Origin of the sequence: Nocardia sp. NPDC057272, assembly GCF_042668615.1 — a bacterium.
Lineage (GTDB): Bacteria > Actinomycetota > Actinomycetes > Mycobacteriales > Mycobacteriaceae > Nocardia.
On the sequence record NZ_JBHUYK010000015.1, the window covers coordinates 38,347 to 62,018 of the forward strand.

Annotated in this window: 23 protein-coding genes; 11 read left to right on the forward strand and 12 right to left on the reverse strand. The window is 67.1% G+C overall.

Annotated features, from left to right (window positions below):
* Positions 1 to 132 precede the first annotated feature (132 nt).
* Entirely contained in the window at positions 133 to 489 is a 357-nt protein-coding gene (locus tag ACFULV_RS20490) for an STAS domain-containing protein (RefSeq protein WP_378629621.1), read from the reverse strand.
* 287 nt (positions 490 to 776) lie between these two features.
* Here ACFULV_RS20490 and ACFULV_RS20495 point away from each other — a divergent pair, with 287 nt between their 5' ends.
* Complete coding sequence (locus ACFULV_RS20495) at positions 777 to 1,190, forward strand: ATP-binding protein (RefSeq protein WP_378629620.1); 414 nt, start codon at positions 777 to 779, stop codon at positions 1,188 to 1,190.
* Between the two features lie 64 nt (positions 1,191 to 1,254).
* On the opposite strand, the gene ACFULV_RS20500 is transcribed toward ACFULV_RS20495, so the two are convergent.
* Complete coding sequence (locus tag ACFULV_RS20500) at positions 1,255 to 2,199, reverse strand: helix-turn-helix transcriptional regulator (protein ID WP_378658798.1); 945 nt, start codon at positions 2,197 to 2,199, stop codon at positions 1,255 to 1,257.
* A 349-nt stretch (positions 2,200 to 2,548) separates the two neighbouring features.
* Here ACFULV_RS20500 and ACFULV_RS20505 point away from each other — a divergent pair, with 349 nt between their 5' ends.
* From ACFULV_RS20505 to ACFULV_RS20515, 3 genes are all read left to right on the forward strand, one after another.
* On the forward strand, positions 2,549 to 2,983 hold the full coding sequence (locus ACFULV_RS20505) for an STAS domain-containing protein (RefSeq protein WP_378658801.1): 435 nt from the start codon (positions 2,549 to 2,551) through the stop codon (positions 2,981 to 2,983).
* A 75-nt stretch (positions 2,984 to 3,058) separates the two neighbouring features.
* Positions 3,059 to 3,835 carry an ArsR family transcriptional regulator gene (locus ACFULV_RS20510; RefSeq protein WP_378658804.1) on the forward strand — a complete coding sequence of 259 codons (777 nt, stop codon included), beginning with the start codon at positions 3,059 to 3,061 and terminating at the stop codon, positions 3,833 to 3,835.
* Positions 3,835 to 4,215, forward strand: coding sequence for a VOC family protein (locus ACFULV_RS20515; protein ID WP_378658807.1), 381 nt, complete (start codon positions 3,835 to 3,837; stop codon positions 4,213 to 4,215). Before ACFULV_RS20510 ends, ACFULV_RS20515 begins: the two co-directional genes overlap by 1 nt.
* A gap of 63 nt (positions 4,216 to 4,278) precedes the next feature.
* Here ACFULV_RS20515 and ACFULV_RS20520 read toward each other — a convergent pair whose 3' ends face one another.
* Positions 4,279 to 5,154 carry a hypothetical protein gene (locus ACFULV_RS20520; protein ID WP_378658810.1) on the reverse strand — a complete coding sequence of 292 codons (876 nt, stop codon included), beginning with the start codon at positions 5,152 to 5,154 and terminating at the stop codon, positions 4,279 to 4,281.
* Positions 5,151 to 5,501 carry a hypothetical protein gene (locus tag ACFULV_RS20525; protein ID WP_378658813.1) on the reverse strand — a complete coding sequence of 117 codons (351 nt, stop codon included), beginning with the start codon at positions 5,499 to 5,501 and terminating at the stop codon, positions 5,151 to 5,153. Before ACFULV_RS20525 ends, ACFULV_RS20520 begins: the two co-directional genes overlap by 4 nt.
* A 71-nt stretch (positions 5,502 to 5,572) precedes the next feature.
* Between ACFULV_RS20525 and ACFULV_RS20530 the strand changes: the two genes are divergently transcribed.
* The 3 genes from ACFULV_RS20530 (at position 5,573) to ACFULV_RS20540 (ending at position 12,092) form a co-directional block, all read left to right on the forward strand.
* Positions 5,573 to 9,103 (forward strand): CHAT domain-containing protein, encoded by a 3,531-nt coding sequence (locus ACFULV_RS20530; protein WP_378658816.1) that lies wholly within the window; start codon positions 5,573 to 5,575, stop codon positions 9,101 to 9,103.
* Positions 9,104 to 9,831: 728 nt separating this feature from the next.
* On the forward strand, positions 9,832 to 10,824 hold the full coding sequence (locus ACFULV_RS20535; RefSeq protein WP_378658819.1) for a polyprenyl synthetase family protein: 993 nt from the start codon (positions 9,832 to 9,834) through the stop codon (positions 10,822 to 10,824).
* A complete protein-coding gene (locus tag ACFULV_RS20540; protein ID WP_378658822.1) occupies positions 10,821 to 12,092 on the forward strand; it encodes a hypothetical protein in 1,272 nt (423 codons plus the stop codon). The genes ACFULV_RS20535 and ACFULV_RS20540 overlap by 4 nt, the downstream gene beginning before the upstream one ends.
* 203 nt (positions 12,093 to 12,295) lie before the next feature.
* Here ACFULV_RS20540 and ACFULV_RS20545 read toward each other — a convergent pair whose 3' ends face one another.
* From ACFULV_RS20545 to ACFULV_RS20555, 3 genes are all read right to left on the reverse strand, one after another.
* Positions 12,296 to 12,754 (reverse strand): hypothetical protein, encoded by a 459-nt coding sequence (locus ACFULV_RS20545; RefSeq protein ID WP_378658824.1) that lies wholly within the window; start codon positions 12,752 to 12,754, stop codon positions 12,296 to 12,298.
* 75 nt (positions 12,755 to 12,829) lie between these two features.
* Entirely contained in the window at positions 12,830 to 13,273 is a 444-nt protein-coding gene (locus ACFULV_RS20550; protein ID WP_378658827.1) for a GNAT family N-acetyltransferase, read from the reverse strand.
* Positions 13,274 to 13,650: 377 nt separating this feature from the next.
* Positions 13,651 to 13,782, reverse strand: coding sequence for a hypothetical protein (locus tag ACFULV_RS20555; protein ID WP_378658830.1), 132 nt, complete (start codon positions 13,780 to 13,782; stop codon positions 13,651 to 13,653).
* 91 nt (positions 13,783 to 13,873) lie between these two features.
* On the opposite strand from ACFULV_RS20555, the gene ACFULV_RS20560 reads away from it, so the two are divergent.
* Positions 13,874 to 14,071 carry a hypothetical protein gene (locus ACFULV_RS20560; protein ID WP_378658832.1) on the forward strand — a complete coding sequence of 66 codons (198 nt, stop codon included), beginning with the start codon at positions 13,874 to 13,876 and terminating at the stop codon, positions 14,069 to 14,071.
* 167 nt (positions 14,072 to 14,238) lie between these two features.
* Here ACFULV_RS20560 and ACFULV_RS20565 read toward each other — a convergent pair whose 3' ends face one another.
* The gene (locus ACFULV_RS20565) at positions 14,239 to 14,862 is read right to left on the reverse strand and encodes a TetR/AcrR family transcriptional regulator (RefSeq protein ID WP_378658835.1); all 624 of its coding nucleotides are present in this window, start codon (positions 14,860 to 14,862) and stop codon (positions 14,239 to 14,241) included.
* Between the two features lie 75 nt (positions 14,863 to 14,937).
* Between ACFULV_RS20565 and ACFULV_RS20570 the strand changes: the two genes are divergently transcribed.
* A complete protein-coding gene (locus ACFULV_RS20570) occupies positions 14,938 to 16,149 on the forward strand; it encodes an oxygenase MpaB family protein (RefSeq protein ID WP_378658838.1) in 1,212 nt (403 codons plus the stop codon).
* A 25-nt stretch (positions 16,150 to 16,174) separates the two neighbouring features.
* Here ACFULV_RS20570 and ACFULV_RS20575 read toward each other — a convergent pair whose 3' ends face one another.
* Together ACFULV_RS20575 and ACFULV_RS20580 are read right to left on the reverse strand one after the other, a co-directional pair.
* Positions 16,175 to 17,287 carry a saccharopine dehydrogenase family protein gene (locus ACFULV_RS20575; RefSeq protein ID WP_378658841.1) on the reverse strand — a complete coding sequence of 371 codons (1,113 nt, stop codon included), beginning with the start codon at positions 17,285 to 17,287 and terminating at the stop codon, positions 16,175 to 16,177.
* A gap of 421 nt (positions 17,288 to 17,708) precedes the next feature.
* Entirely contained in the window at positions 17,709 to 18,140 is a 432-nt protein-coding gene (locus ACFULV_RS20580) for a pyridoxamine 5'-phosphate oxidase family protein (protein ID WP_378658843.1), read from the reverse strand.
* 392 nt (positions 18,141 to 18,532) lie between these two features.
* Between ACFULV_RS20580 and ACFULV_RS20585 the strand changes: the two genes are divergently transcribed.
* On the forward strand, positions 18,533 to 19,756 hold the full coding sequence (locus tag ACFULV_RS20585) for a cytochrome P450 (RefSeq protein WP_378658846.1): 1,224 nt from the start codon (positions 18,533 to 18,535) through the stop codon (positions 19,754 to 19,756).
* A 24-nt stretch (positions 19,757 to 19,780) separates the two neighbouring features.
* On the opposite strand, the gene ACFULV_RS20590 is transcribed toward ACFULV_RS20585, so the two are convergent.
* Positions 19,781 to 21,163: a glutamate decarboxylase gene (locus tag ACFULV_RS20590; RefSeq protein WP_378658849.1), complete on the reverse strand. Its 1,383-nt coding sequence runs from the start codon at positions 21,161 to 21,163 to the stop codon at positions 19,781 to 19,783.
* Positions 21,164 to 21,495: 332 nt separating this feature from the next.
* Entirely contained in the window at positions 21,496 to 22,059 is a 564-nt protein-coding gene (locus tag ACFULV_RS20595; protein WP_378629576.1) for a TetR/AcrR family transcriptional regulator, read from the reverse strand.
* Positions 22,060 to 22,208: 149 nt separating this feature from the next.
* Between ACFULV_RS20595 and ACFULV_RS20600 the strand changes: the two genes are divergently transcribed.
* A complete protein-coding gene (locus tag ACFULV_RS20600) occupies positions 22,209 to 23,582 on the forward strand; it encodes an FAD-dependent oxidoreductase (RefSeq protein WP_378658852.1) in 1,374 nt (457 codons plus the stop codon).
* Positions 23,583 to 23,672 lie beyond the last annotated feature (90 nt).

A 23,672-nucleotide genomic window follows, 5' to 3' on the forward strand; every position in this document is an offset into this window, starting at 1 on the left:
AATCCTTATTGCCCCCGCCACCGCAACCCCGCGGGTGTTTCACCACATGTTCTTCGTTGCTTCCTGCCACTTCGTGTTTTTCTTGGTGTTGGGGGGGGGCCGCGGGGGGGGGGGGGCCCCGCGACTTCGGACCTAGTGCGCGTTCGGCTCCGCGGCGATCGCCGCCTCCAGGGTGGCGTAGACGGCGAGCAGCTTGTCCAGCCCGGTCAATTCGATCGGTCGAGCCACCTCATGGGAGGCGACCACGCGCAGCTGATAGGGCGCGGCCTTGGACACGACCAGCAACGCGCTGAGACCGGCCGAGCCGAGGAAGCCGACCTGGGTCATATCGACCACCAGTGTCCTGCCGCCCTGCTGTGCCTTCTCCAGCGCCGCTTGCAACTGGGGCGCCGAGGCCATGTCAACTTCACCGCGTACGGAAAGGATTTCGAAGTCGTCTTGTGCTCGTGTCTGCACGTCGAGGTCTCGGAAGCCGCCTTCTACACTCACCGAAGGTCTCCTCGGTTGCGATTCGCCACTTTTCTACCTCTTGCCTCTAGCTTCGCCGGGTCGGCGAATGTGCGAGCGATTCTTGCCCAAGCAACCTACCCCATCAGCTCGGGCCGCAAACCGTTGCGCCGCATCGGGGTACCCTGGCTCGGACGTATCCGCAGGGCTGCGGCGAGAGGGTTTTGTCACGCCCGGACGCGGCATATCCGGATACCGCAGGGGTACTGCCAATGGCGCGGGTGTTCTCGCGGATTCGTTGGACGTCGAGATGGAGAGGGAGGCATCAGGTGACGACGCACCCATCTCGGCAGCACAGCGCCGTGAAACCGTTCGAGATCGATTTCTCGGCAGAGGCCGCGCGGTTGGCTGAAGTACGCCACGCGCTGCAGGCCTGGCTGACCGAGGTGCCGGTCGACCCGGACCAGGCATACGACATAGTGCTCGCCGTCGGCGAGGCGTGTACCAACGCCGTCGAGCACGGTCACCGTGGCGGCGGCGGCACGATACGCGTCACTGCGGCGCTGACCGAGACCCACGTCCACACCGTCGTGATCGACGAGGGACGCTGGTCGACCCCTGACCCCGACGCCGATCAGTCACGTGGGCGTGGGATGGGCATCATGCGCGCTCTCAGCAGTGAATTCGAGGTCAGCACATCGTCGGCGGGCACCGTGGTGGACATGCGGTTCGCTCGGGCGTGAGACGGCCCCGACCTCCTCGGTCGCGCTGAGCTCGCACTGCGTTCGTGACGTAATGCAGCAGCGCTCATTCGCGCAGGGTCTGGCTCGGTGGCTGACCGTAGCGTTGGCGGTAGGCCGTGGCGAAGCGGCCCGGATTGGTGAAGCCCCATCGGTAGGCGATGGTCGAGACCGTCTGACCGTCACCGGGCAGCGCGGCGCCGAGTTGCTCGTGCGCCGCGGCAAGGCGCAGTCGCTGCAGGTACTCGAGCGGTGTCGTGTTCAGGTGACGGCGAAAGGCGAGCTGCAGGGCGCGCGGCGTGACAAAGGTCGCCGCTGCGACGTCGCTGATCGCGATCCTGTCACCCAGATGCGACTCCAGATACGCGATGGCGCGGCGCACGGTGTGGGGGTGAGCGTCATGACGATCGGTGGCGCTGGGCTCGTGCTCGGCGGTCGTCGGCATGGTGGCCAGCACGGTCGCGGCGAGATAATCCGAGGCGGTCGTGACGGTGAGCGGGCTGCTCGCCGCGTCGGGGTCCGCGGCGATCTGCTGCAGATGAATGATCACCCGCCGCAGCCGCTGTCCGGCGGCGACAGTGACAGGTCGGTGCCCGTCCACGCGCACTCGGTTCCCGCCCGCGGCAGTGGCCATACGGTTCAAGATCGCGGGGTCGAACATGGTGATGTCGTAGCGGCTGGTTCGGATGACCCCCGAGTAGGGCAGGTCGTGGGGGGTGAGCAGACCTGTCTGCCCGGGGGTGAAGGTGTCGGTGCCGCTGTCGTGATAGTTCTCCTCGATCCGGCCACTGTGCACGGTGACCAGGCAGACCCGGCCGAGCGGGTCGGCGTCGTAGGTCATGTCGAAACCCATCTCGAGCTGGTCGAAGTTGATCGAACCGAGCATCTCGCGACGGATCCGGGCGCGTACCTGGTGCGGGCCGTGGTTGCCGATCTGCACCCGGGTGTAGGCGTTGTTGAGGAACTCCTCGGTCGCGGCGAGGTCGTCGCTCTCGAAATTCAGACCTTGCACGACGCTCCCTCCGTGGACACGCGATGAAGGGCACGGCGGCGAAGGCGGGGCGCCGGACGACCGCGCCCGTATGGATACCGGCTCCATTTTACCGGCTCGGCGACAGGCGACGCACCCGCTGTCTCGCCCTCGGCGCACCGCGTGTCGTCTCTGCGGCGCCCGGGCGCGGAGACGAAATGCGAAGGCCGATCACCGTGAATCAGGACCGATAGCGAACAACTGGATGCCAGGGCGGCGACGGGGCAAGGCAGTTGCCGGGGCGCGTGCTGGAATGGGGTTGTCAGCCCGATCTTGAGCACACAGGACAGTTGGCAGCGCACTGCTCTCCGGTGCTGAAGAATTGAGTCCGTTGAACAATCGTCCCGACGAAACCCGCTCGCCCGCGGCCGGCGACCCGGCTGCCGATCCCTGCCGCCGCTTGGGTGCCGAAGCGGAATCCGCAGGACAGGTCATCGTGCTGCATGCTCGTGGGGAGATCGACGCCTACACCCTGCCGCGCTGGCGAGGCCTGCTCGAGTCGGCTGTCCCAGCGTCCGCCGGCGACGGTCATCTCGTCGTCGATCTGGCCGAGGTCACGTTCCTGTCGGTACGTGCCATCATGGTCCTCGCCGACCTGGCGCAGCATTTGGACCGCCGCGGCATCGGGACGCATCTCGCCGGCGGGCGGGCCGCCACGACCATCGCGCGCGTGATCGACCTCGCCGGGATGACCGAGTGGATTTCGATCCACCGGGACCTCGCCACGGCTCTGACCGCTACGACCGGTCCGCGCTCCGACGCCTGACGTAGGCGGGGTGCTGGCCGTTGGAGCTATCGAATGCATCAAATGGAATTGATGGGTTCGGTGTATCCTTGGCTTATGACGTCGGCTCGTCACACTGTTCCATCGTTTGTTCTCCTAGCCGCTCATCCGCTGCGGTGGCGACTGCTGACCGAGCTGTCCGACGGCGACTATCGCGTGCGCGAACTGGTCGCCCGTGTGGGCGAGCCACAGAATCTGGTCTCCTATCACCTGCGACTGTTGCGTGATGGTGGCCTCGTCACTACCACGCGCAGCAGCCACGATGGTCGCGACACCTACTACCACCTGGATCTCGACAGCGCCGCGCAACTGCTCACCACCGCAGGCGCGGCACTGCATCCAGCGCTTCACATGGCAGCCACACCACTACGATTCGCGCCCTCGGTGCGGCCGACGGTGCTGTTCGTGTGTACCGGGAACAGCGCCCGCTCCGTGATCGCCGAGTCCCTGTTGCGACTCCGTGCCGGTGGCGGAATCGATGTGTTCAGCGCCGGTACCCGTCCGAAGTCGGCCATGCATGCCAATACGGTTCGGGTACTGCGTGCGGAATTCGGCATCGACCTCATCGACCGACGTCCTCGCCGTCTCGACACACTCACCGGCCGTCGCTTCGACGCGGTGATCACCTTGTGCGACAAGGCTCGTGAGAGCTGCCCCGACTTCGGCGACGACCCCCGGTGGACCCACTGGAGCATTCCCGATCCGGCGGCCTCGAGCGGTAGCGACGACGACAGCTACCCGAATTTCCTGGCCACCGCTGCCGAGATCGACACCCGCATCCGCTATTTGCTGCCGACCCTCACCGACCTCGGTCCCACGAAAAGGAGCGCATGATGCCAACATCCACCGAATACGCCAGCGTCCGTTACCTCGTCGCGGACGTGCAGGCAGCCGTCGACTTCTACACCGATCGTCTCGGCTTCACCCTGCACACCAGCGCTGCCCCCGCCTTTGCCGACGTGGTCCGCGGCCCGCTGCGACTGTTGCTGTCCGGTCCAGCAAGCTCCGGCGCTCGCGCCACCCCCGTCGAATGCGCTGGGCCGGGCGCGAACCGCATCCACTTGATCGTCGCCGACCTCGACGCCGAGATCGGACGCCTTCGCGCGTCAGAGACCGAATTCCGCAGCGGTGTCGTCAGCGGTCCGGGCGGCCGCCAGATCCTGCTCGCCGACCCGAGCGGCAATCTGATCGAACTGTTCCAGCCCGCTGCTTGATTCGGCGATGTCGACCCGCCGATCGGCGAGCTGTCGGAGGCGCGTGAGAAACGGCGACGCCGGCTACCTGGGCTGTTTCCGCAGCACCTCGGTCATTTGCTCGCCGATCGCCGGTGTCAACCTGCCCGTCAGCTCGAACCCGAGCTGGTTGGCGACGTCTCGGGCGTACAGGTCGATCGAGGCTTCCACGAGGTCCGCGTAGACACCCACCGCACGGCGGATCCGACGGCGTGACACCAGCAATGCCCACACTCCCGGCACGAGCGCCGGCCACCAGTACACACCGACTGCCAGGTAGGCCAAGCCCCACACCGGGGTGCGGGCGGCGGAGCCACATCGTTCCTGGACCGCTGTCACCTCGGTGCGCGCCGCGTCGGGCAGCACCAGCCACAATCGCGGCCACGTCGTGGTCAGGTCGAGACCGGTGCCGCGGCTGACGCGCTCGTCAACGCTCCGCAGCCGATCGCCTGCCCACGTGGGGCAGGCCGGTTCGATCTCGGAGATCGCGTTGCGTCGCAGTACAGCTCGCTGCGCGGTGCTCTTCGCCCGGCGGTCCGATCGGTCGGCCAGCACCGCCTTGACCGCGGCGTCCGCCTTGACCGTGGCACGCCGCCAACGGCGGTGACGCAGTGCGGCGAACGGTCTGCCGGCACCGGTGCCCGTGGCAGCCCACGCGGCGATCACGATGCCGCCGAGCGCGGTGACCACCAACCCCACCACCGCGGTCGCGGCGAGGAACGCCGCGGCGGCCCACACCAGCGCGGGACCGGTCGACACCGTCGTCACCCGGGTCCACAACAGCTTGAAGTCGAGTGCGTGCGAGGGCCCGAGCGCGACCGCCACGACCACAACGGCCACGAACACCGCGGCAGGCAGCGCGAGCGCGGCAGCCCAGCGAGTAGCGAGGTTCTTGCCGAGCTCGGTGAGGAACGCGTTCACAGCTCGATCCTGCGCAACGGCTGCCCGGTGAGTTCGCACCGCGGGCCTTCGTCGATCCCCGCCCTGGTGCACGCACTCGTCGGGCACACCCATGCCGTGACCGCGATGTCGCGCGGTCCCTTCCACGGCTCGAAGCCGCGGTGCGCCCGCGTCAGGTTGTCGATGCCGTGCTGGGCGAAGGCACTGTCGAGCAGGTCGAGGTCTGCTTCTGACACCTCGCCCTGCCGGGCCGCCGTGACGATTCTGGCCAGTACGTCCGCGACGCCGTAGCGGGAAGCGCGTTCGGCCAGCGCCGCTCCGGCCTGCTCGCAGAGAACCTCGACTCGGGGACCGCTCGTTGGTGTCATGCCGAATTCGAACCTCCTGCTTGGTGATTCGGATCACGCTACCGTGGACCGAACGGGATCGGGGGCCGCGCGTGTACGACGACATTCGGTCGGTGGTCGAGAACTTCGCCGACACCGGTGACATCGGTGCGCTGCTGGCCGCGGGCCTACCGCCACCGCAGCAGTGCCCCGCGAATCTGTTGCCGCACCTGGCCCGAGCGCATTGGCACCGGTTCCAGGCGCAGAGCGGGTTCGCCGGTCTGGTCGACCGGGAGATCGCGGCCGCCATCGCGGGTACGTCAGGGGATCTCGCCGTCGCGAGCGTCATCGCCATGCCGCAATACCGGGCGCTGAACGAGGCACGCGAGCACTTCCAGGTCTACCAGGACCGTGACTCGCTGGTGCTGTTCGCGAACGCCTGCACGACGGTGATGAACGCACTGGACGACGAGCGGATGAAGGCCGCGCTCACCGCCGATCACGCCACATTGCTGCTCCTGCTCGACGAGCACGACGGTACCGACACCTACCGCGAGACCGTCGTCAGAGGGCTGAACTGGACGATCGCGCACACACCTCGCGACGATCCGCAACGCGCCCGCAGGCTGGTCGATCGCGCCCGAGCACAGGACAATGCGGGCCTGTCGCCGGGCAAGATCGTCGCCGACTACCGGGCCGCGGCCCAACTGGCGTTGCGGGAACATCCGGTGTGGCGCGACGTCGTGCTCGAGCTCGCCCAGTACGAGTTCGATCTCTACACCGACGGTGGAGCGCCCATCCACCTGGCCGGTGCGCTGGTCGCATGTCGTGATCTCGCCGACGCGTTGGAGCGCGACTACGGCGACACAGCGAGGGTGCCCGCGCTCGAGCAGCTCGAGCAAGAAACGAGCAGGGAGATCGGTTCCGACATCGCGCGATTTCTGATGACCTGCCATCGCGATCCGCGCGCTCTGCGGGCGCAGTACGACCTGGTCGAGAGCCTGCGGCGGCAGCCGGTCTCCGGTGATGTGCTGGTGCGGCGACGTGACCAGGCGTGGGTGCTGGCCGTCGGGCTGCCGCTGGATCACGCCGAGCGGCCGGCCGCGCTGCTGGATCTCTACTACGCGCACAACGACCTCTGGGATATCGGCGGCGACACCGAGGCGATCACGCTCGCCTACGACGCGGTGACCGAAGCGCTGCTCACCACCGCACCGGACCACGCACTGCGAGCGCGGCTGCTGAGGGCACTCGCCCACTGCGCGAGCACCGTCGCGATGGCGACCGGCTCGCGCGACGAAGCGAAGCTGGCGGTCGACGCCGCCCGCGCCGCGCTGAACTTGCCGGCCGCCGACGACGATCAGCGAGCCCTTCGGCTCTCCGCACTGGCGTCCGCGCTGATCACGCAATGCCGAGTCGGCTCCAGCCCCGCGGCGGGTCGCGAGGCTGTCACCGTCGCGGAGCAGGCCCTCGCGCTGACCCCACCGGGCGACCCGAACCTCTCCCTGCGCTGGTCGACCCTGTCCAGGGCGGCCGAGGAGGTCGCCGAGGCCGGTGATCACGCCATGTTCACCACAGCTGTCGACGCGGCGGCGTCGGCGGTGTCCACCATGGCGACAGACGATGTGCGCCGGGTCGGCATGCTCTACAACTACGCCGGTGCCGTACAGGCCCGGGCGGTCAGCACCGATGCCACGCATGCGGAACCGTTCCACGAGGCCGAACGCGCCTACCGGGCCGCGCTCGCGCTCGTGGGTCCCGATCACCCTGACGTGCCGCGCATCGAAAGCACCATCGCCGACGTGTTGTATCACCGGTACCGGCAGTGCGGTGATCTCGGCGCGCTGGAGGACTCGCTCGCGCTCGCGGAGAAAGCCGTCGGTCAGACCCCTGGAGACCACCATTGGTGGCCGTTGCGTGCGTTCGCACTCGCGCGCTCGGCCCGTGCGCTCGCCAGCTTCGGCGGGCCGGGGGCCGACCGGTTGCGCGAGCTCGCGATCACCTACTACCGGGCAGTTTCCGGCCACCCCGCCACCAGCACGCAGCATCGGATGATCTGCGAACAGGCCCACGCCGCGATGTTCGCCGAGGCGAACCCGGCAACATGGCTGGACGCGCAGGAACGGGTGATCACCGCCATCCCCGCCACGGTCAGCCGAGCGTTGTCCTGGGTTCACCGGGTGGAGGCGGCCCGGCAGCTGCACGGCCTCGCCGACCGGGTGGTCGACGCCGGTGTGCGGTCGGGTCAGCTCGACCGAGCCCTGGAACTGGTCGAACGGTGCCGCGGCGTGCTGTTCGGCGACGCGTGGGGTATCCGCCGCGGCTGGGCACGTCTCGGCGAGACGCAACCCTCGCTGGCCGAGGAGCTCAGCGAGGTCGAGCGCGAACTGGCTGAGGCCGACGGATACGCCGACCTGACGTTTCATATCGAAGTGGAGTTCAACGGCCGGATCTCCTCCCGGGACTGGGACCCGCGACCACAGGCCGTCGAACAGATCCGGCAGCTCGCGATGCGGCGGGACCGGCTGCTCGCGCAAGCGCGGACGGTGCCGGGGTTCGAGGATCTGCTGGTGCCGCCGAATCTCGAAGTCCTGCGCACGCGCACGGCCGGGCACACCGTGGTGATCGTCAGCGCCCAGGGCAGCGCGCTCGTGGTTCCCGCCGACTATCGGGAGCCTGTCGAGGCTGTGTCGCTGCGGCAGATCACCGAGACCACCGCCCGCGCCCAGGTCCGGCGGTTGCGAGCAGCGCTCGCCGAGGTGAAGGACCCGGCGTCCTCGTTCGACCGGCGTGAGCAGGCCCAGCTGGAGGTGCACGCTGTGCTGGAATGGCTGTGGACCACCACGGCGCGGCCGGTACTGGACCGGGTCACGGCGCAGCGGCTGTGGTGGTGCCCGATCGGAATCATGGCCCAGTTGCCATTGCACGCGGCGGGCAGACATCGCGAGGATGCGGGGCAGACTGTGTTCGACCGGGCCGTCTGCTCCTACACACCGTCGCTGACCGCGCTCGCCGACACGTTGAGCACACCCCGGCCGCGCCATGCCCGCCATACCGCGCTCATCGTCGGTGTCGGCGAGCGCAACGGCGTATCGGTGCTGCCGAGCGCCCGCGCCGAGGCCGAGGCGGTGGCCGGACTGCTGCCCGGGTCCACTGTGCTGATCGACGCCGCCGCCGACTTCGATGCCATCAAGCGGGGGCTGCACGAGCACGCGATCGCCCATTTCGCCTGCCACGGCCGGGCGGTCAGCTCGGCGAAGCATCCCGACCAGGGGGGACTGGTGCTCAGCGACGGGATGTTCGTGCCCTCGTTCGTGCACGACCTGCGCACCACGCGGGCACAGCTGGCGTTCCTGTCCGCCTGCGACACCGCGGGCCCCGACTCGGCTCTGCTCGACGAGCCGCTGAACTTGGCGTCGGCGTTCCACCTCGCGGGCTTCCGCGGGGTCATCGGCACGCTGTGGCACACCGCCGACAGCTCCCAAACCGCCGAGGCGGTCTACACGGCGCTCACCGCGCACGGCACCCGGGCGCCCGACACGGCCGGGGCCGCGACCGCGCTCACCGAAACGTTGCGCAGCATGCGCAACGCCTATCCGGCCGTGCCGACCAGGTGGGCCGCACACGTCCACGTCGGTGACTGACCTACCCGCAGTTGGTGCAACACCTCGATTTCGGCTCGTGTCCCGGCTACGCGCATCCTCGTCGTTGACTCCTGGCCGCGGCCGGTGCGGCCCGAGTTGGGTAAGTCACTGTGGCACAACACTATTCGATCAAGTATCCGAAGGCACGCACGGGCGTGGGACGTCGAAGGTGCCTCTGGAACGGGGCCCCGGTCCGGTCATGGCCGGGAAACTGGGCAGAAACCCACAAGATCGGAGATCGACGCCGTGGAGTCTCACGAAGCGCCGAATGTCCTGTGCGGCAACGTGATCGACGCCGTAGAATCGTCGGCAGAGCGACGTCGCTCCCTTCGACGACCGATCGCCGGACAATGGCGTTTTCGTGAACGGTCCGAGTGCAGGTGTTTGCCGACCGTACCCACATCGTCCCGGTCCCGTCGACGTGACCATTCACGGATCGTGACGTCCGAATCTCACTGTTTCAGCGCAATATCAGATCTACGGGCCACGACGCTACGTCTCTGGCGTTGCGGCAGACAGTAGCTGTGGCAGGACGCCGACGACTCCGCCTGAATCGTGCCAGCCCCCAGCGAACCATCAGCGGCACTCACCGCCCTATGGCCGCACCAAAGGAGTTCAGCGTTATGGACAATCCCGCGCTACCCCAAGTCCGCCGTCACGACGCTCGTCCGGCAGGTAACCCGCAGCACCAGGGCGAACCGGTCGCGCTGATGCTCAGACATCCGAGTGTGACTCAGCCGGTTGCCGAGTACCAGGGCTCCGCAACGCACGAACTCCTTACGCTGGTCAACGCGCGCCTGTACGAAATCCTCATCAGCGGTAAAGGTTTCGACGACATCGGCAGGCACGTCCTCGCCACTCCTGGCAAGCGTGTGCGCGCACGTCTGGTTCTCGCGAGCGCAGGCCTGCTTGCCCCCGTCGGGTCCGAACCCAGTCGCGCCGCCCTCGATCTGGCCTGCGCGATGGAGATGCTGCACGAGTCCTCGCTGGTGCACGACGATATCTGTGACGGATCGTTGCTACGCCGCGGCGCGACGTCGGTACCCGCCGCGTTCGGCGTGCGCATCGCGGCCAGAGCGGGGTTCCACATGGCAGGTGCCGCGGTGCAGGTGATCGCTGAGGTGCTTGCCGATAACCCGAGAATGTCCGCGTGCCTGGGGGAGGTGCCCGGTGTGACGTATTCCGACGGGCTGTCGGATCTGTCCTTCGGTCAGCTCATCGAAATGCTGCCGCCCGCGGTCGATGCGACCGCGCTGCGCCGTCATTACCGACTCGTCGCCGGCGCCAAGACCGGCACCTTGTTCCGATTGTCGTGCTCCTACGGCGGCACCGCCGGCGGTGCCGATCACGATCGCCTACGGGCGCTGATGACATACGCCGATGAGCTCGCACTCGCGTTCCAGATCATGGACGACGTCCGTGATGTCGAAGGCGGTCCCGAGCTGGGCAAGGACGCAGGGGGTGACCTGGAACGACGGGTTCCGACCTGGCCGGTGATCGAATGGCTCGACATGCGCGCCGGCGCGCGGGAGATGTGGCTATCCGCGGACACTCCGAGCACGATCCTGCAAAGCGACCTGATCGACAGCGGGGCCACCGCAGCCGCGCGGGCGGTTGCCCTCGACGCCACACAGAAGGCGAGCGCAGCACTGAACATCTTCCCGCCATCGCCTGCTCGCGACGACCTCCGTGCACTGCTACAGGAAGTGATCACCCGATGAGGCAGAACAGAATCGGATCGCTCGCCCATGGATTTCGACACCTGCGACGCGCACCGGACATGGCCGCGCTACGGGCCGCCTCCTCACCTGAGGAGCTGGCCCGGCTGGCACTGATCCCAGCCGGTCGTAACCTCGGTATCGCGGTGAGCTTTTTGCCCACCCGCCTGCAGGCAGAGGCCACCGCCGCCCTGCTGGCCTGCCGAGTTCTGGACGCCTTCGAGGATCTCAGCGATCGCGCGATCGCGAGCTGTTCCGTCCTTGACGCCGCGGACTACCTCACCGGCAACATCGACACCAAGCCCGCCGCACTGCCTTCGGTCAGCACAGAAGCCCGCGACAGCGAAGCGGTCGACCGGCTCCTGGCCGAGCGTATCGGCGACATCCGCGCTCTGCTCGTCGCGCTCTCGCCGGCCGGGCGCAAGCGTGTGGGCGCGGTGGTCATCGATGTCGCAGCGGTGATGGCCCGCAATATCGACTCACCGCTGTCGCGGGTCGCCTACAGCGAAGGTGTGCTCGGCCGGGTCACCTACTACGCGTGTGAACTCGCCTCCGAAGCCGTTGTGCCCGAGGCGGATCTGCGCGAACTGGCCGGCTGTCTCGCCATCATCGCTCAGTCCGCCAACGACCTGCGCGACAACGAGCTGGAGATCTACGGCGTCGCCGACCGCGACGAACTGAAGCGGAAGGTCATGCTCCAGCTCCTCGTGCCGGCACTGGGCGGCTTCGCCCTCCTGGCCAGGCTCGGTCCCGCCACCCCGAGTTTCGGTGCGCGGGTGGCGATGGCGCACATAACCATCACCACGACGGCTTTCCTGTGCGGGGCCGTCGACGCGCCCCCGCCCTTTCGGCGCAAGGTCGGCGCCGCGCTCCTTGCGGCGTCCTCGTCGAGGCACTGGACCACGATGCTGGATCGGGTGCGGCGAAGTGTCGACGTGGCGGTCCACCGAATGCTGGACGTCTCACCGGAGTTCGCCGACGCGACGAACAAGGCGACCGAGGCGCTCGTTGTGGGCGACCCGCTGTCGATGCCGACCTCGCTGGTGCCGCTGATCGTCGACACCACCTTCGCCATGGTGCAGACCCTGCCCGAAGGTGCGCTGACCGGCGAGCTCACCGACGCCGAGGTGCGCACCATGTTGATCGCCGACCACCTGGCTTTCAGCGCGATGGAACGGGTGCCACCACACGACCCCGAAGCGCTACAGGCCCTCGCTACACAACTCCAACTCGGCGCGCTCGATACCAGCGTGGGCGGGCACAACAGGTAGACCAGCGCACCCGCCACGCGCGCGCCGGATCGGGTAGGACCGCACGGAGGGAGTGATTCACCGGCGTCGCTGGATCACTCTCTACGGCAGTGCTTTTCGCTATACAGCCAGGGTATCGGGCAGGTACTCGAGCAGCGCGACACGGCGGGGGAGCGGCTCCGGTCGGAAACGACTGACGTTGCCGGCCGCGCGGCGCGGTCGAACTACTGATCAGACGCTGACGGGCACCTGGCCAGGATATCGTCGCGCCACTGTGTCGAATCGCGTACGTACCACGCGGCGCTGTCATCGTCGAAGCTCACGCGGACCAGCGGGCGACCGATCGACTTGCCGGCGTGGGACTGCACGAGATCCACGGCGGTGATCGATGCGAGCGCAACCTCGAGTGCGTCCTCCGATCCCGCTCGGCGAAACCACAGTCGCGTTTCGGTCAGCACGAGCGCGCCGTTGCCGCGCACCTGCCTGCCGCCCTTCGAGGCGCTGCCGAAGTAGTTGGCGACGGGGTCACTGCGCACGATTTCCCCAGGCGCAAAGTTCGCCGCGATGGCCGCCTCGGCTGTCCGGCGGATTGCGCGCAGGATGAATCCGGTGATGAGTGCGATGGCCGCGAGCGCTACGACCACGATGACGATGATCGCGAAGACGATCGAGCCGACAGCCATGGGCGCAGTGTAATACTCGACGGCACTCGTGTCGGGAAGAGCGATATTCGGCAATCAGCTTGCCGTAGCCGCACGTTAGTACATTCCTGTCGGTGCGGGGTCGGGCTCCGACTTCAACGTCTTCGCGAAGGCTCGGTTGAAATCAGGTCGACCTGGCACATAGGGCGGGATCGGTGTGTATCCGGCCGAGGCGTAGAGGCGCATAGCGGCCCGGTTGTACGAGCCGGTCTCCAGGATGATCCGGGCGACGCCGTGCTCGAACGCGAACTGTTCTAGACCAGAGAGGACGAGTCGGGCCACCCCGCGTGCGCGATGGTTCGGCACCACGAACATCTTCCGGATCTCGGCTGCCCGCTCGACAAGCGATGACGTGCGGAGTCCGCCGCAGGCGACCGGCTCGCCTGCGATATAGGCGACGATGAACAACCCTCGATGGGGTTCGTACTGCGCTGGTCGATCGAGATTCGGGGGATCGTCGAAGCCGACTATCGACCGACGTTCTTTGGCGTACTCCGTCATCAGCTGGACGGAATCCGGATGGTCGAACCGACTTGGGATGAGCGTTGTAGTTCCAGCGGTCTCGGAGACTTGCCGAGCGCGCTTCACGGGTGCAGTAAAGGAATTGGGCGGCGATGCCCCGGTACCGGGCTCAGGGTGCGACGGCATATCGATGTTTATCCCACATTCGAAGTCGTCGCCCGAAGTGATTGGACTTGGTCGGTCTGCCGAACGCAGGTCGTGGCTACGGCACGTCCCAGCTGGCACGGTCCTCGACCGGGCTTCCGAGGCCGACGAGCACCAACCTGGACAAGACGCTCGTGGCGACCCCGCGTTCTGCCGTGCGGCCAGACCTATCTGTCATCCGCTGACGTGGTTGCCTCATCAGGACGAATGCATCACTCGCGTTCGCAGCCGATTCCGTCCCCGTCGCGGTCGAGGTCGTAGACGTCGGGCCCGACCACCCGCACACGCCCCGTGTATTCAGGTCCGTTGCCGCTGCCGCTCGCGCAATCGACGTCGCTGGCCATGGGCACGCAGGGTTCGTAGGAAGCGTGACAATTGGCTGCGGATTCTGGCGCCCAGTTCGGGATTGGACTCGATGATGTCCGGGAAGGAACCGTGGGCAGCGGAGGAGGAAGCGGCAAGGGTGCCGGGGAGCGCGGAGCCGAGGAGGCGGGGGAGCTGCTCGTCACCGGGCTGGTGGTGCTGAAGCTGGGTGGCACGCCGCGCTCGGCAGGATCGGTGCTGCTTCCGCATCCGACGAGAACGATCGCACTCAGCAGCGATACCGCGGTCGCGGTGGGGCTGGTGAGGTGATCCATGGCGAATCCTACGGTGAAGAAGTCTGTACCCGGGATATCGGTCGCTGACCAAGCGCTGCTACATCTGGAGCGGATCTGAGGTTCGCCGACCGAAATGGCATTCCTCGGGGTTCCTGCCTTGTTCGTCTCGCCGGACGTGGAGCTGTTCGACCGCGCCGACTGTCAGGGCGCTCGGTTCACCACGGCTAGTGCGAGTTCGGTGCAGAGGGCGGCTACTTCGGTGGTCGGCCGACCGGGGTCGACCAGCCAGGTCGCCACCAGCTGGTTGATCCCGCCGACGACGAAAAGTGCTTCCTGGCGCCGGATCTCCGGATTCGCGGGGGTATCGAGGAATTCCGCGCTGTACTGCATCACGAGGTCGGTAACGATCCCGACGGCACGGGAGCGCAACTCTTCGAGCCCTGCGACGCTGCTGGTATCGCTGGTCATGATGCGGTGGATGCTGGGGTCGGCGGCGATCGTGTCGAGGTAGGTCGTCAGTGCCCGCAGGAGTTTGCGTTTCAAGGTGCCCGGCTCGGCCTGGCTCGCGTCGACGAGGGTGGTGAACAGCTCCTCCTGGACCTGCTCGGCGACGGCGAGGACCAGCGCGTCTCGGGTGGCGAAATGTTCGTAGAAGTAGCGCGGGGTCAACCCCGACGCGGCGCACACGCGGCGCACGGTGACTTCGCTCGAGCCGGCCTCGCCCCAGATCTGGCGACCTGCGGCGAGGAGTTTTTCGCGGCGTTCGTCACGTCGATTCGCCGCGCTGATTCCCCGGTAGGACCGGACCACCTCTGCACGCGCCATTGACAGGACTTTAGCAGTCGACCTATTTTGGAAATCAGTCGTTATCCAAAATAGCGCGCTCAACGAGGAGTGTCGATGACCACCGTTCCCACCCGTCACCCGGATCGTCCCCACCGCGTCCCGCCCCTCGTCGGCGGCTTCGCCGCGATGCTGGGGGTTCACAGCCCCGACTCGGCGCAATGGCAGCGTCTCGGCGAGGGCCTGCTCGTCGGTGACGACGCGATGGATCGGCTGGTGGACTGGATGGTCGCCACGGGCTCCAAGCACATACGCCCGCTGTTCGATCGAGCGCTCACCGACGGCATCGCTGCGGTGCCGGAGGCGCCGGATCCGCTGCGGGAGTTCTTCCTCGCGATCGAGACCGTTCCGGCGTGGGTCGATCACGACAAGCTCGTGCGCGGGGCCAAGGTCCTGCTCACCGGCGGTTCCGACGGCATGTACGTCGCGCGCGACGTCGCCATGCTCGGCGGCTACCAGTTCTCCGGCTTCAACAAGACCCTGTTGCGCACGGGAGCGCTGGAAAAAGGCTCCAATCAGCGGTGGGCCGAGACGATGCAGTGGGCGATGGACGTCCTGTCCGAGGACGGTTTGTCCCCGCTGGGTCTGGGATACCGATCCACGATCCGGGTGCGGCTCATCCACGCCTTCGTCCGCAGGCACGTGGCTGCCATGCGGGACTGGCGGACCGAGGACTGGGGCCTGCCCATCAACCAGACGGATATGGCGGCGACGCTGGTCGGCGCCTTCATCGCCCCGGCGATCGGTGGGATGGGCCTGGGCCTGCTGCTGACCCCTGCCGAAACTGACGCTGCCGCGCACCTGGTCCGCTACGTCGGCTGGCTGCTCGGTGTCGAGGAACAGTGGCTGCCGCACTCCTTCCGCGACGGTGTGCGCGTCCTGGTGCACACGCTGTCTGCCTTGGCCGACCCCGACGAGTCGACCCGTCAACTCGCGGTGCCGATGTCACGAGACCCGTTGTCTTGGAACTATGACCGGCTGCCCACGATCCGGCGCCGCCTTGCCTATGCCCAGCATCTGTCGGTGACGGGGACCTTCCTCGGCCGCCACACGATGCGTGCGCTCGGGCTGCCGACGGCGATCGTTCCGTGGTACCCGGCGATCCGAATCCCCGTCAACGTCGCGCGCTCGGTCACCCGGCTGTTGCCCGGCGGACTCGACCGTGCGGCGACTCGCGGTGCGCGAGAACAGGATCGGTTCATGGGGACACTGGTCAGCGCGGGGCCGACCGTCGGTGCGGCGGCCGCGCGACTCACCCACGCGGCCTAGCGCTGCAACGCGGTGGCGGCCGGTGTCAGGTTGCCTTCGGCTCGATGGAGGGGCCGGGGTGAGGCGACCAGCCGGCGTCGCGGGCGGCGGTGTACAGCGCGTCCAGACCGAACGCGTCGACCGGGCCGAGCGCGCCGGAGCCGAGGAGACCGCCGCCCAGTGCGGTGTCGGCGGCCCAGGCCAGAATCGCCGCGGTGAAATCGTAGGGATCGCCGCCCTTCAGGGTGACGCTGGCCAGCGTCTTGCCGGCCGCGTCCTGAGCTTCGGCGACCACCCAGGTGCGGGTGCGGCGGCGAGCTTCGGCGTCGGGGCCACCGGTCGACCCCTTGACGGTTCGGGCCAAAGCCTCGTCGAGTCCGCGCTTGAGTGCAGGCACCTGTGCGACGACCGAGGTCAGTCGTGAGCCGACGCGCAGCGTCTGTGCCGCGAGCGGCGGCAAGCCGAGGAATACATCGACTTCTCGCAGGTGCGGGTGCGAGCGCGTCAGCGCGAAATGCTCCGAGCCGGGAATCGATGTCCCCGTCCGGCTTTCTCCGGCGACATCGAAGGAACGCAGACGCGCGCCGGTGCGCTCGGTGACCACCTGTCCGGAGCGCAGGGCGAAGCCGGGCTCGAACAGCATCCCCGCCATGGACGCGCGGGTACCACCGCTGGTGCCGGGACTTTTCATGAAGTAGCCGACGTCGGCACGCACCGCTGTGGGAGCCTCGCGCAAGGCCAGCCCGGCCGCGAGATTGCCTGGCACGTAGTCGAACCCGAACGCGGTGAGCAGCCCCGCACCGGCGGCACGGGCCTGGTCGTCGTGTTCGAACACGGTGCGGATGAAGGGCCCTTCGCCAGTGGAGTCGATGTAGTGCGCGCCCGCGGCGATCGTTGCGGCCAGTGCGGGGCCCCCATGGCGCAGGAACGGCCCGACCGTCGTCACCAGAACATCGCCGCGACCGAGCAGGGCCCGCACCGACGCGGGGTCGGTGACGTCGGCGACGGCCGTCCGGCAGCCGCCGAGTTCGGCGCCGAGCTTCTCGAGGGCTGCCCCGTTGCGTCCCGCCAGCACGGGCGATGCGCCGCGTGCGGTGAGGGCTTCGGCTGTCAGGCGTCCGGTGTAGCCGGTTGCCCCGAACAGTACAATTTTCGGCATCGCCGCGTCTCCTCATGGTTGGCCACTTGCCAACGCTACCGGTGCGGGCCGTGCGGGGTTCGGTCCACGAGCTAGGGGAGATCGCGACCTCCACATCGCCGCGGTAACCGGCGGTGTGTACCGACCGGCCGATGGTCGCGAAGTCGATGAATCCGTCGGCCAGCACTGTGTCCCAAACGGAACAGCTGCGATATTGCGATATATGCATCAAAATATGTATCAGCCACGACCCAGATGCCGGATCGGCATAGATGGTGGGGGAAGAGAGCTGTGGAGAAGGCTCACCTCTACCGGTTGGCTGACCTGTCGAAGGTGCCGAACACGGCGGTCGCCGAGGCCGCGATCCCGTCAGGTCCCGTGAGCCCATCAGCGGCGTGCCGATGCACGGCGAGTGGATCATCGACCTGACGGGAAACAGCCGTCACATCATCGTGTATCGGCTCACGGCTTCGGGCTCGATGGTGATGCGCAGCCAGTCGGCGGCCCGCATCTCGGTGAGGTCGTCGGCTCGGCGTTCGTCATCGAGGTCCCAGTATCGAGCGGCCAGGCGGGAGAGCAGGTCATGCGCTCCATCGGGTGAGATGGTGGTGTGGCCGGCGACGGAAACCCAGCGCTCGCGCTCACCCACCGGGGCGGACACGACGATCGAGGCGCGAGGGTCGCTTCGCAATCGCGAGACCTTCACCGAATCCGGGGCCGTGAACAATTGGATCGTGCCCTCGGCGGTGACCTCGAACCACACCGGCCGGGGCTGGGGTGGTGTGGGTCCGCCGGCTACGGACAGAAACCCGTAGAGGGGGCGTCCGAGGAACTCGATATCCTTGGCGGTCAGCGACTGTGCTTCCGTGCTCATCGTGGTCCTTTCCGAAGGGTGTGGGGCAACCCGGTCTTGCCCGAATCGGCGGGGAGGGGCTGCGGTGTTGCTGCTCATAGCCCCAGTCAAGGCAGTCGGCCCCGGTAATTCCATAGGCGAGAAGCCGGGTTTCATGTGTATTTGTCCAGTCGGCACCCTGAACGGACTGCTCGATGTGCTGCAGGGCGGGACCCTGGCCGTACTAGCGGAGGAGACCGGCGGGCGCCCGTAGCCCTTCCCGCGCGATGACGAGGCTACCGATCAACTTCCGCCGTCGGCGCCCCAATTGGTGCCCTGGATCGCCCAGCCGAAGGGTAGGTTTGTACCGGGCGGATGAAACTGGCTGCGGCACTGTCGATTACGGGCGTAGACCCTGGTGGAGGAGATTTTTCATGGAACCCATCGTGCTGGATACGACCGGTGCCGACATCCAAGGTGAGTCGGCACGCATTCAGCAGCGTGGCCCGGTGGCCCTGGTCGAACTGCCCGGTGGCGTGCCCGCCTGGTCGGTCACCGATCAGGCAGTGCTGCGGAGTCTGCTCGCCGATCCTCGGGTGTCGAAGGACCCCAGACAGCACTGGATGTCGTTCATCAACGGCGAGATCACCGAGGCGTGGCCGTTGCTGCCGTGGGTAGCGGTCGACAACATGTTCACCGCCTACGGGGCCGATCACCGCAGGCTGCGCCGACTGGTCTCCCCGGCCTTCAGTCATCGCCGCAGTACCGCGCTGCGTCCGCGGATCGCCGAGATCACCGAGAACCTGCTCGACGCGCTGGCGGCCACTCCTGCCGGCGAACCGGTCGATCTGCGAGGCGGCTTCGCCTATCCGGTGCCGATCCGGGTCATCACCGAACTGGTCGGCGTGCCCGAAGGGCTGGGGCCTGCGCTCCACAAGTGCGTGGATGGCTTCTTCGACGGCTCGTTCACCGCCGAGCAGGCTCAGGCCAACTACCTCGAAATGTATGGATTGGTCGGCGACCTCGTCGCCTACCGTCGTAAGCATCCTGGTGACGACGTCACCAGCGCGCTGATCGCCACGCGCGACGAGGACGACTCCGCGCTGTCGGAGAAGGAACTCGTCGACACCTTGATGCTGATCATCAATGCCGGTCACGAGACCACGGTCAATTTGCTCGACCAAGCGATCGTCGCCCTGCTCACCCATCCTGAGCAGCGTGCCTCGGTGGCCGCAGGGCAGGTGTCGTGGGCAGACGTGGTCGAGGAGACGCTGCGCTTCCAGGCACCGGTGGCACACCTGCCCCTCCGATACGCGGTCGAGGACATCGACATCGCCGGGAAGTACCGAATCGGCAAGGGCGAGGCCATCTTGGCCTCCTACGCAGGCGCCAGCCGCGACCCGAAAGTGCACGGCGCCAACACCGCCGAGTTCGTTCCCACCCGTGCCACCCGCGATCAGCACCTCGCCTTCGGCCACGGCGCACACCACTGCATCGGCGCATCACTGGCCCGTCTCGAAGCGGCTGTCGCGTTGCCTGCGCTGTTCGATCGGTTCCCTCGGATGAGCCTGGCCACGAGCCTGACCGAACTGGCGCCCGTGCCGAGTTTCATCTCCAACGGGCACGCCACTGTTCCGGTGTATCTGCACGCGGCGTGAGCGCAGCGGGGTGATTCGGGCGGGTCAGTGGGCGAACGGCTTCAGCCGGTCGAAGTATCCGTTGGGCTTGAGCGCGTCGAGGTGCCCGAGCGCGGCGGTGATGTCGTCGCTCAACGCCCTGGCCATGTCCGCCGAGAACCCCTCCCGCACCACGACGCGCAGCACCGCGATATCGGTCGCGTTGTCCGGCATGGTGTACGCGGGCACCTGCCAGCCGTAGGAGCGCAGCGCGTGCGAGACGTCGAACTCGGTGTATTGAGGGTCGCCCGACAGCCGGAAGCTGATCACCGGGATCGCCGAGCCGTCGGTGATCACCTCGAAGTGTCCGCTTTCGCGCAGCTGGTCGCCGAGCCAGCGCGCGGTCTGGGAGAGCGATCGCATGACCAGGCTGTAGCCGAATCGCCCGAGCCTGAGGAAGTTGTAGTACTGGCCGATGACCTGATTGCCGGGGCGGGAGAAGTTGAGCGTGAAAGTGGGCATGTCGCCGCCCAGATAGTTGACCCGGAAGACCAGGTCGTCGGGCAGGTACTCGGGGCCGCGCCACACCACGAACCCGATGCCGGGATACGTCAGCGCATATTTGTGGCCACTGACGTTGATCGACACCACGCGCGGCAGCCGGAAGTCCCACACCAGATCGGGATGCAGGAAGGGCACTACGAAGCCGCCGCTGGCCGCGTCGACGTGCACGGGGATGTCCAGTCCGGTATCGGCAGCGAGCTTGTCGAGCGCCGCGCAGATGTCGCTGATCGGTTCGAGTTCGCCGGTGAATGTCGTGCCCAAGATGGCCACGACGCCGATGGTGTCCTCGTCGAGGTTGGCCAGCACCTGCTCGGGTGTTATGACGTAGCGGCCCTTCTCCATCGGCAGATACCGCGGTTCGACGTCGAAATAGCGGCAGAACTTCTCCCACACCACCTGCACGTTGGAACCCATCACCATGTTCGGTGTGCGGCCTTTCCACCCGTCGCCGATCTTCTCGCGCCACAGCCACTTCATCGCCAGCCCGGCCAGCATCACCGCCTCGCTGGATCCGATCGTCGATACCCCGGTAGCGCTGGACGGGTCGTCGTCGCGCAGACCCTCGGCATGGAACAGGTCGGCGACCATGCACACACACCGTTGCTCGATCGCCGCGGTCGCGGGGTACTCATCCTTGTCGATCATGTTCTTGTCGAACGTTTCCGCCATCAGCTTCTCGGCCTGTGGATCCATCCACGTCGACACGAAGGTGGCCAGATTCAGTCTGCTGCTCCCGTCGAGCATCAGTTCGTCGTGGATGAATCGATAGGCGACGTCAGGATCCATCGATTCCTCGGGCATCCGCAGCGCGGGTACCGGCGCCATCGACAGCCGCCCGGTGTACGCCGGGGAGACCTGAGGAACGTGAGTGCGCTTGCGCGACATGGATATCCCTTCGATTCAGTTCTGCCGACAGCAGTTCGGACATGAGTCAGGACGCGTGGTGGGAGAGGTCGGCGCCGAGCGGGATCATGTCGTCGCTCTCGGCGCCGGCCTGCTCACTGATCAAGACCTGTGAGGTGGTGGCCATGGTTCGACGGTAGAGCCGGCGTCGATGGGTCCGTATCCCCCGTAACGGGTGAATCTCACCGAAGACAGGGCCTGTCGCTGTCCGGCACCAGCGCCACGTCGATACCGGAATCGGCATGGTCGACGACGTACAGAAATGCGGCGATCCCTGATACGGATACCATGATCCGTTGCAGCGTCGGATCGAATTAGCGGCTGATAGCCCGGGCTACCGCGTCGCCGACCTGCTCGTCGGTGAGGCTGCTGCGTTTGATCAGCACATGCGAGAGCACGGTGCGGACGGCGATCTCCGCCGCCTGTGCCGGTGTGACCGCCAGCGATGCGCTGTCGTCGCGGGCCGCCAGCAGTGGTGCGATGAAGGCGCCGACGGTTTCGATCAGGTTGAGCTTCGACCCCTCGTGCTCGATCGCGACATTGAGCAACCATCCTGGTTCCTGGTCGCGCAGTCGAGCGATCACCGGGTGTCGGCGCAGGTAGGGGATGGCAAAGACCACGGCATCTTTCGCCAGCTGCCGCACCGGCGTGAAGATGTCGATCTCCAGGTAGGCGGCGCTCATCATGCGGGCTACCTCGATTTTGCTGACGGCCGCGATGAGACCGTTCTTGTCTCCGAACTCACGGTAGGCGGTCGCGCGTGAGACGCCCGCCCGGCGAGCGACCGCGGTCAGCGTCAGATCATCCAGGCCGGTCTCGGCCATCATCGCCAAGGCCGTGTCCACGAGCACGGAGGACGACTGCGTCGCGTTGGTCATGCCGGTCATTCTTCCTGTTCCCGATCCGGGAAGACACGACTGGTTGTGGCCACATCAGCACTGAGACTATATTGGAATTCAGTCTCAGTGATGGATCCTTGACTCGATCCATGAACAGGACTCGGAACAACGACGTTCGGAGGTATGGCATGCGGAGAATCGGCGATCACGCGGTCGTGTTGGGCGCGGGCATCGGCGGGCTACTGGCCGCTCGGGTGCTCAGTGAGGCCTACTCGACCGTGACGGTGATCGAGCGGGATGCCCTGCTCCCGGATTCCGAGGCGCGAAAAGGTGTCCCGCAGGGGCGTCATGTACACGGGCTGCTGCCGCGGGGCAAGGACATCCTCGAGGAATTGTTCCCAGGGTTCGGGCAGGACATGCGAACAAGCGGTGTGGTCGAATGCGACGCGCTGCGCGAAGTCCGCTTCACCATGGCCGGCCGGACCCTCAAGCGGGTATCGACCGGACACAGAGCCTTTCAGGCGAGTCGCCCGCACCTCGAGCAGCACCTTCGCACGCGGGTCGCGGCGCTGCCCAACGTCACCATTCGCGACAGGTGCGATGCCGCGTCGCTCGTTGTCAGCGCCGATGGAACGCGGATATGCGGGGTCGCGATCGTGGACCGTTCGGACGGTGCGCGTGAAACCGTCGACGCGGACCTGGTCGTGGCATCGATGGGTCGAGCAGGTGTCGTCCCCTCATGGCTGGACAAGCTCGGCTACGACCGCCCAGCCGAAGAAGGCACCGCGATCGACATCATCTACCGCAGCGCCTTCATCCAGCTGCCGCCGAACGCACTGCCCCACGACAAACTGGTCACGATCGGTGTACGCGATCTACCCCCGCGTGCCCTCGCCCTGTTCGCCGTGGAGGGCAACCGGCACATCCTGACGCTGATCGGCCACGACGGCGAGGAGCCGCCGAGGGACCAGGAAGGATTTCTCGACTTCGCCGCAGCCATCGCCCCGCCCGACGTGCTCGATGCCATCAAGAACGGTGAACTGCTCGGCGACATCTCGACCTTCCGCTACAAGGCCAACCTGCGCCGCCGCTACGAGCGCCTCGATCGTTTTCCCGAGGGACTGCTCGCGGTCGGTGACAGCCTGTGCAGCTTCAGCCCCGTCTACGGGCAGGGGATGACCGTCGCCGCGATCCAGATGGCCGTGCTGCGCGAGTGCCTCGCACGGGGTGGAGAGAATCTCGCCACCAGGTTTTACACGGCGGTCACGCCGGAGATCGACAACGCCTGGCAACTCACCGTGATCGCCGACGGCGCCATGCCACACGTCAGCGCCAGTGTCTCGTTGCCGGTCCGAGCCGCCGTAGCGGCGCTCGAGCCGGTGCTGATCGCCGCCGAGCGTGACACCGCGGTCGCGACAACCCTGTACCGGGTGATGGGACTCGTCGACAAGCCCCGCGCACTGCTCTCGCCCGTCATCGCCGCCCGCATCGCCCTCGCCAACGCCCGTGCGGCACTGGAAACCCTTGCCGGCACAGCACTTTCGTCGCACAGTCACCCCTGAGCGAGGGCGCCGAGGATCAATTCGTCCACCAGGGCACGGTCGGCAGTCGAATCCAACGGCTCGGGCCTCGCGACACGGCTGAGCATCGTG

Coding starts and splice junctions, on each gene's coding strand:
- ACFULV_RS20590 (WP_378658849.1), bottom strand. CDS start 21,163: ATGTCGCGCAAGCGCACTCACGTTCCTCAGGTCTCCCCGGCGTACACC.
- ACFULV_RS20515 (WP_378658807.1), top strand. CDS start 3,835: ATGCCAACATCCACCGAATACGCCAGCGTCCGTTACCTCGTCGCGGAC.
- ACFULV_RS20575 (WP_378658841.1), bottom strand. CDS start 17,287: ATGCCGAAAATTGTACTGTTCGGGGCAACCGGCTACACCGGACGCCTG.
- ACFULV_RS20555 (WP_378658830.1), bottom strand. CDS start 13,782: ATGGCCAGCGACGTCGATTGCGCGAGCGGCAGCGGCAACGGACCTGAA.
- ACFULV_RS20595 (WP_378629576.1), bottom strand. CDS start 22,059: ATGACCAACGCGACGCAGTCGTCCTCCGTGCTCGTGGACACGGCCTTG.
- ACFULV_RS20550 (WP_378658827.1), bottom strand. CDS start 13,273: ATGACGGAGTACGCCAAAGAACGTCGGTCGATAGTCGGCTTCGACGAT.
- ACFULV_RS20585 (WP_378658846.1), top strand. CDS start 18,533: ATGGAACCCATCGTGCTGGATACGACCGGTGCCGACATCCAAGGTGAG.
- ACFULV_RS20525 (WP_378658813.1), bottom strand. CDS start 5,501: ATGACACCAACGAGCGGTCCCCGAGTCGAGGTTCTCTGCGAGCAGGCC.
- ACFULV_RS20600 (WP_378658852.1), top strand. CDS start 22,209: ATGCGGAGAATCGGCGATCACGCGGTCGTGTTGGGCGCGGGCATCGGC.
- ACFULV_RS20545 (WP_378658824.1), bottom strand. CDS start 12,754: ATGGCTGTCGGCTCGATCGTCTTCGCGATCATCGTCATCGTGGTCGTA.
- ACFULV_RS20540 (WP_378658822.1), top strand. CDS start 10,821: ATGAGGCAGAACAGAATCGGATCGCTCGCCCATGGATTTCGACACCTG.
- ACFULV_RS20580 (WP_378658843.1), bottom strand. CDS start 18,140: ATGAGCACGGAAGCACAGTCGCTGACCGCCAAGGATATCGAGTTCCTC.
- ACFULV_RS20565 (WP_378658835.1), bottom strand. CDS start 14,862: ATGGCGCGTGCAGAGGTGGTCCGGTCCTACCGGGGAATCAGCGCGGCG.
- ACFULV_RS20570 (WP_378658838.1), top strand. CDS start 14,938: ATGACCACCGTTCCCACCCGTCACCCGGATCGTCCCCACCGCGTCCCG.
- ACFULV_RS20510 (WP_378658804.1), top strand. CDS start 3,059: ATGACGTCGGCTCGTCACACTGTTCCATCGTTTGTTCTCCTAGCCGCT.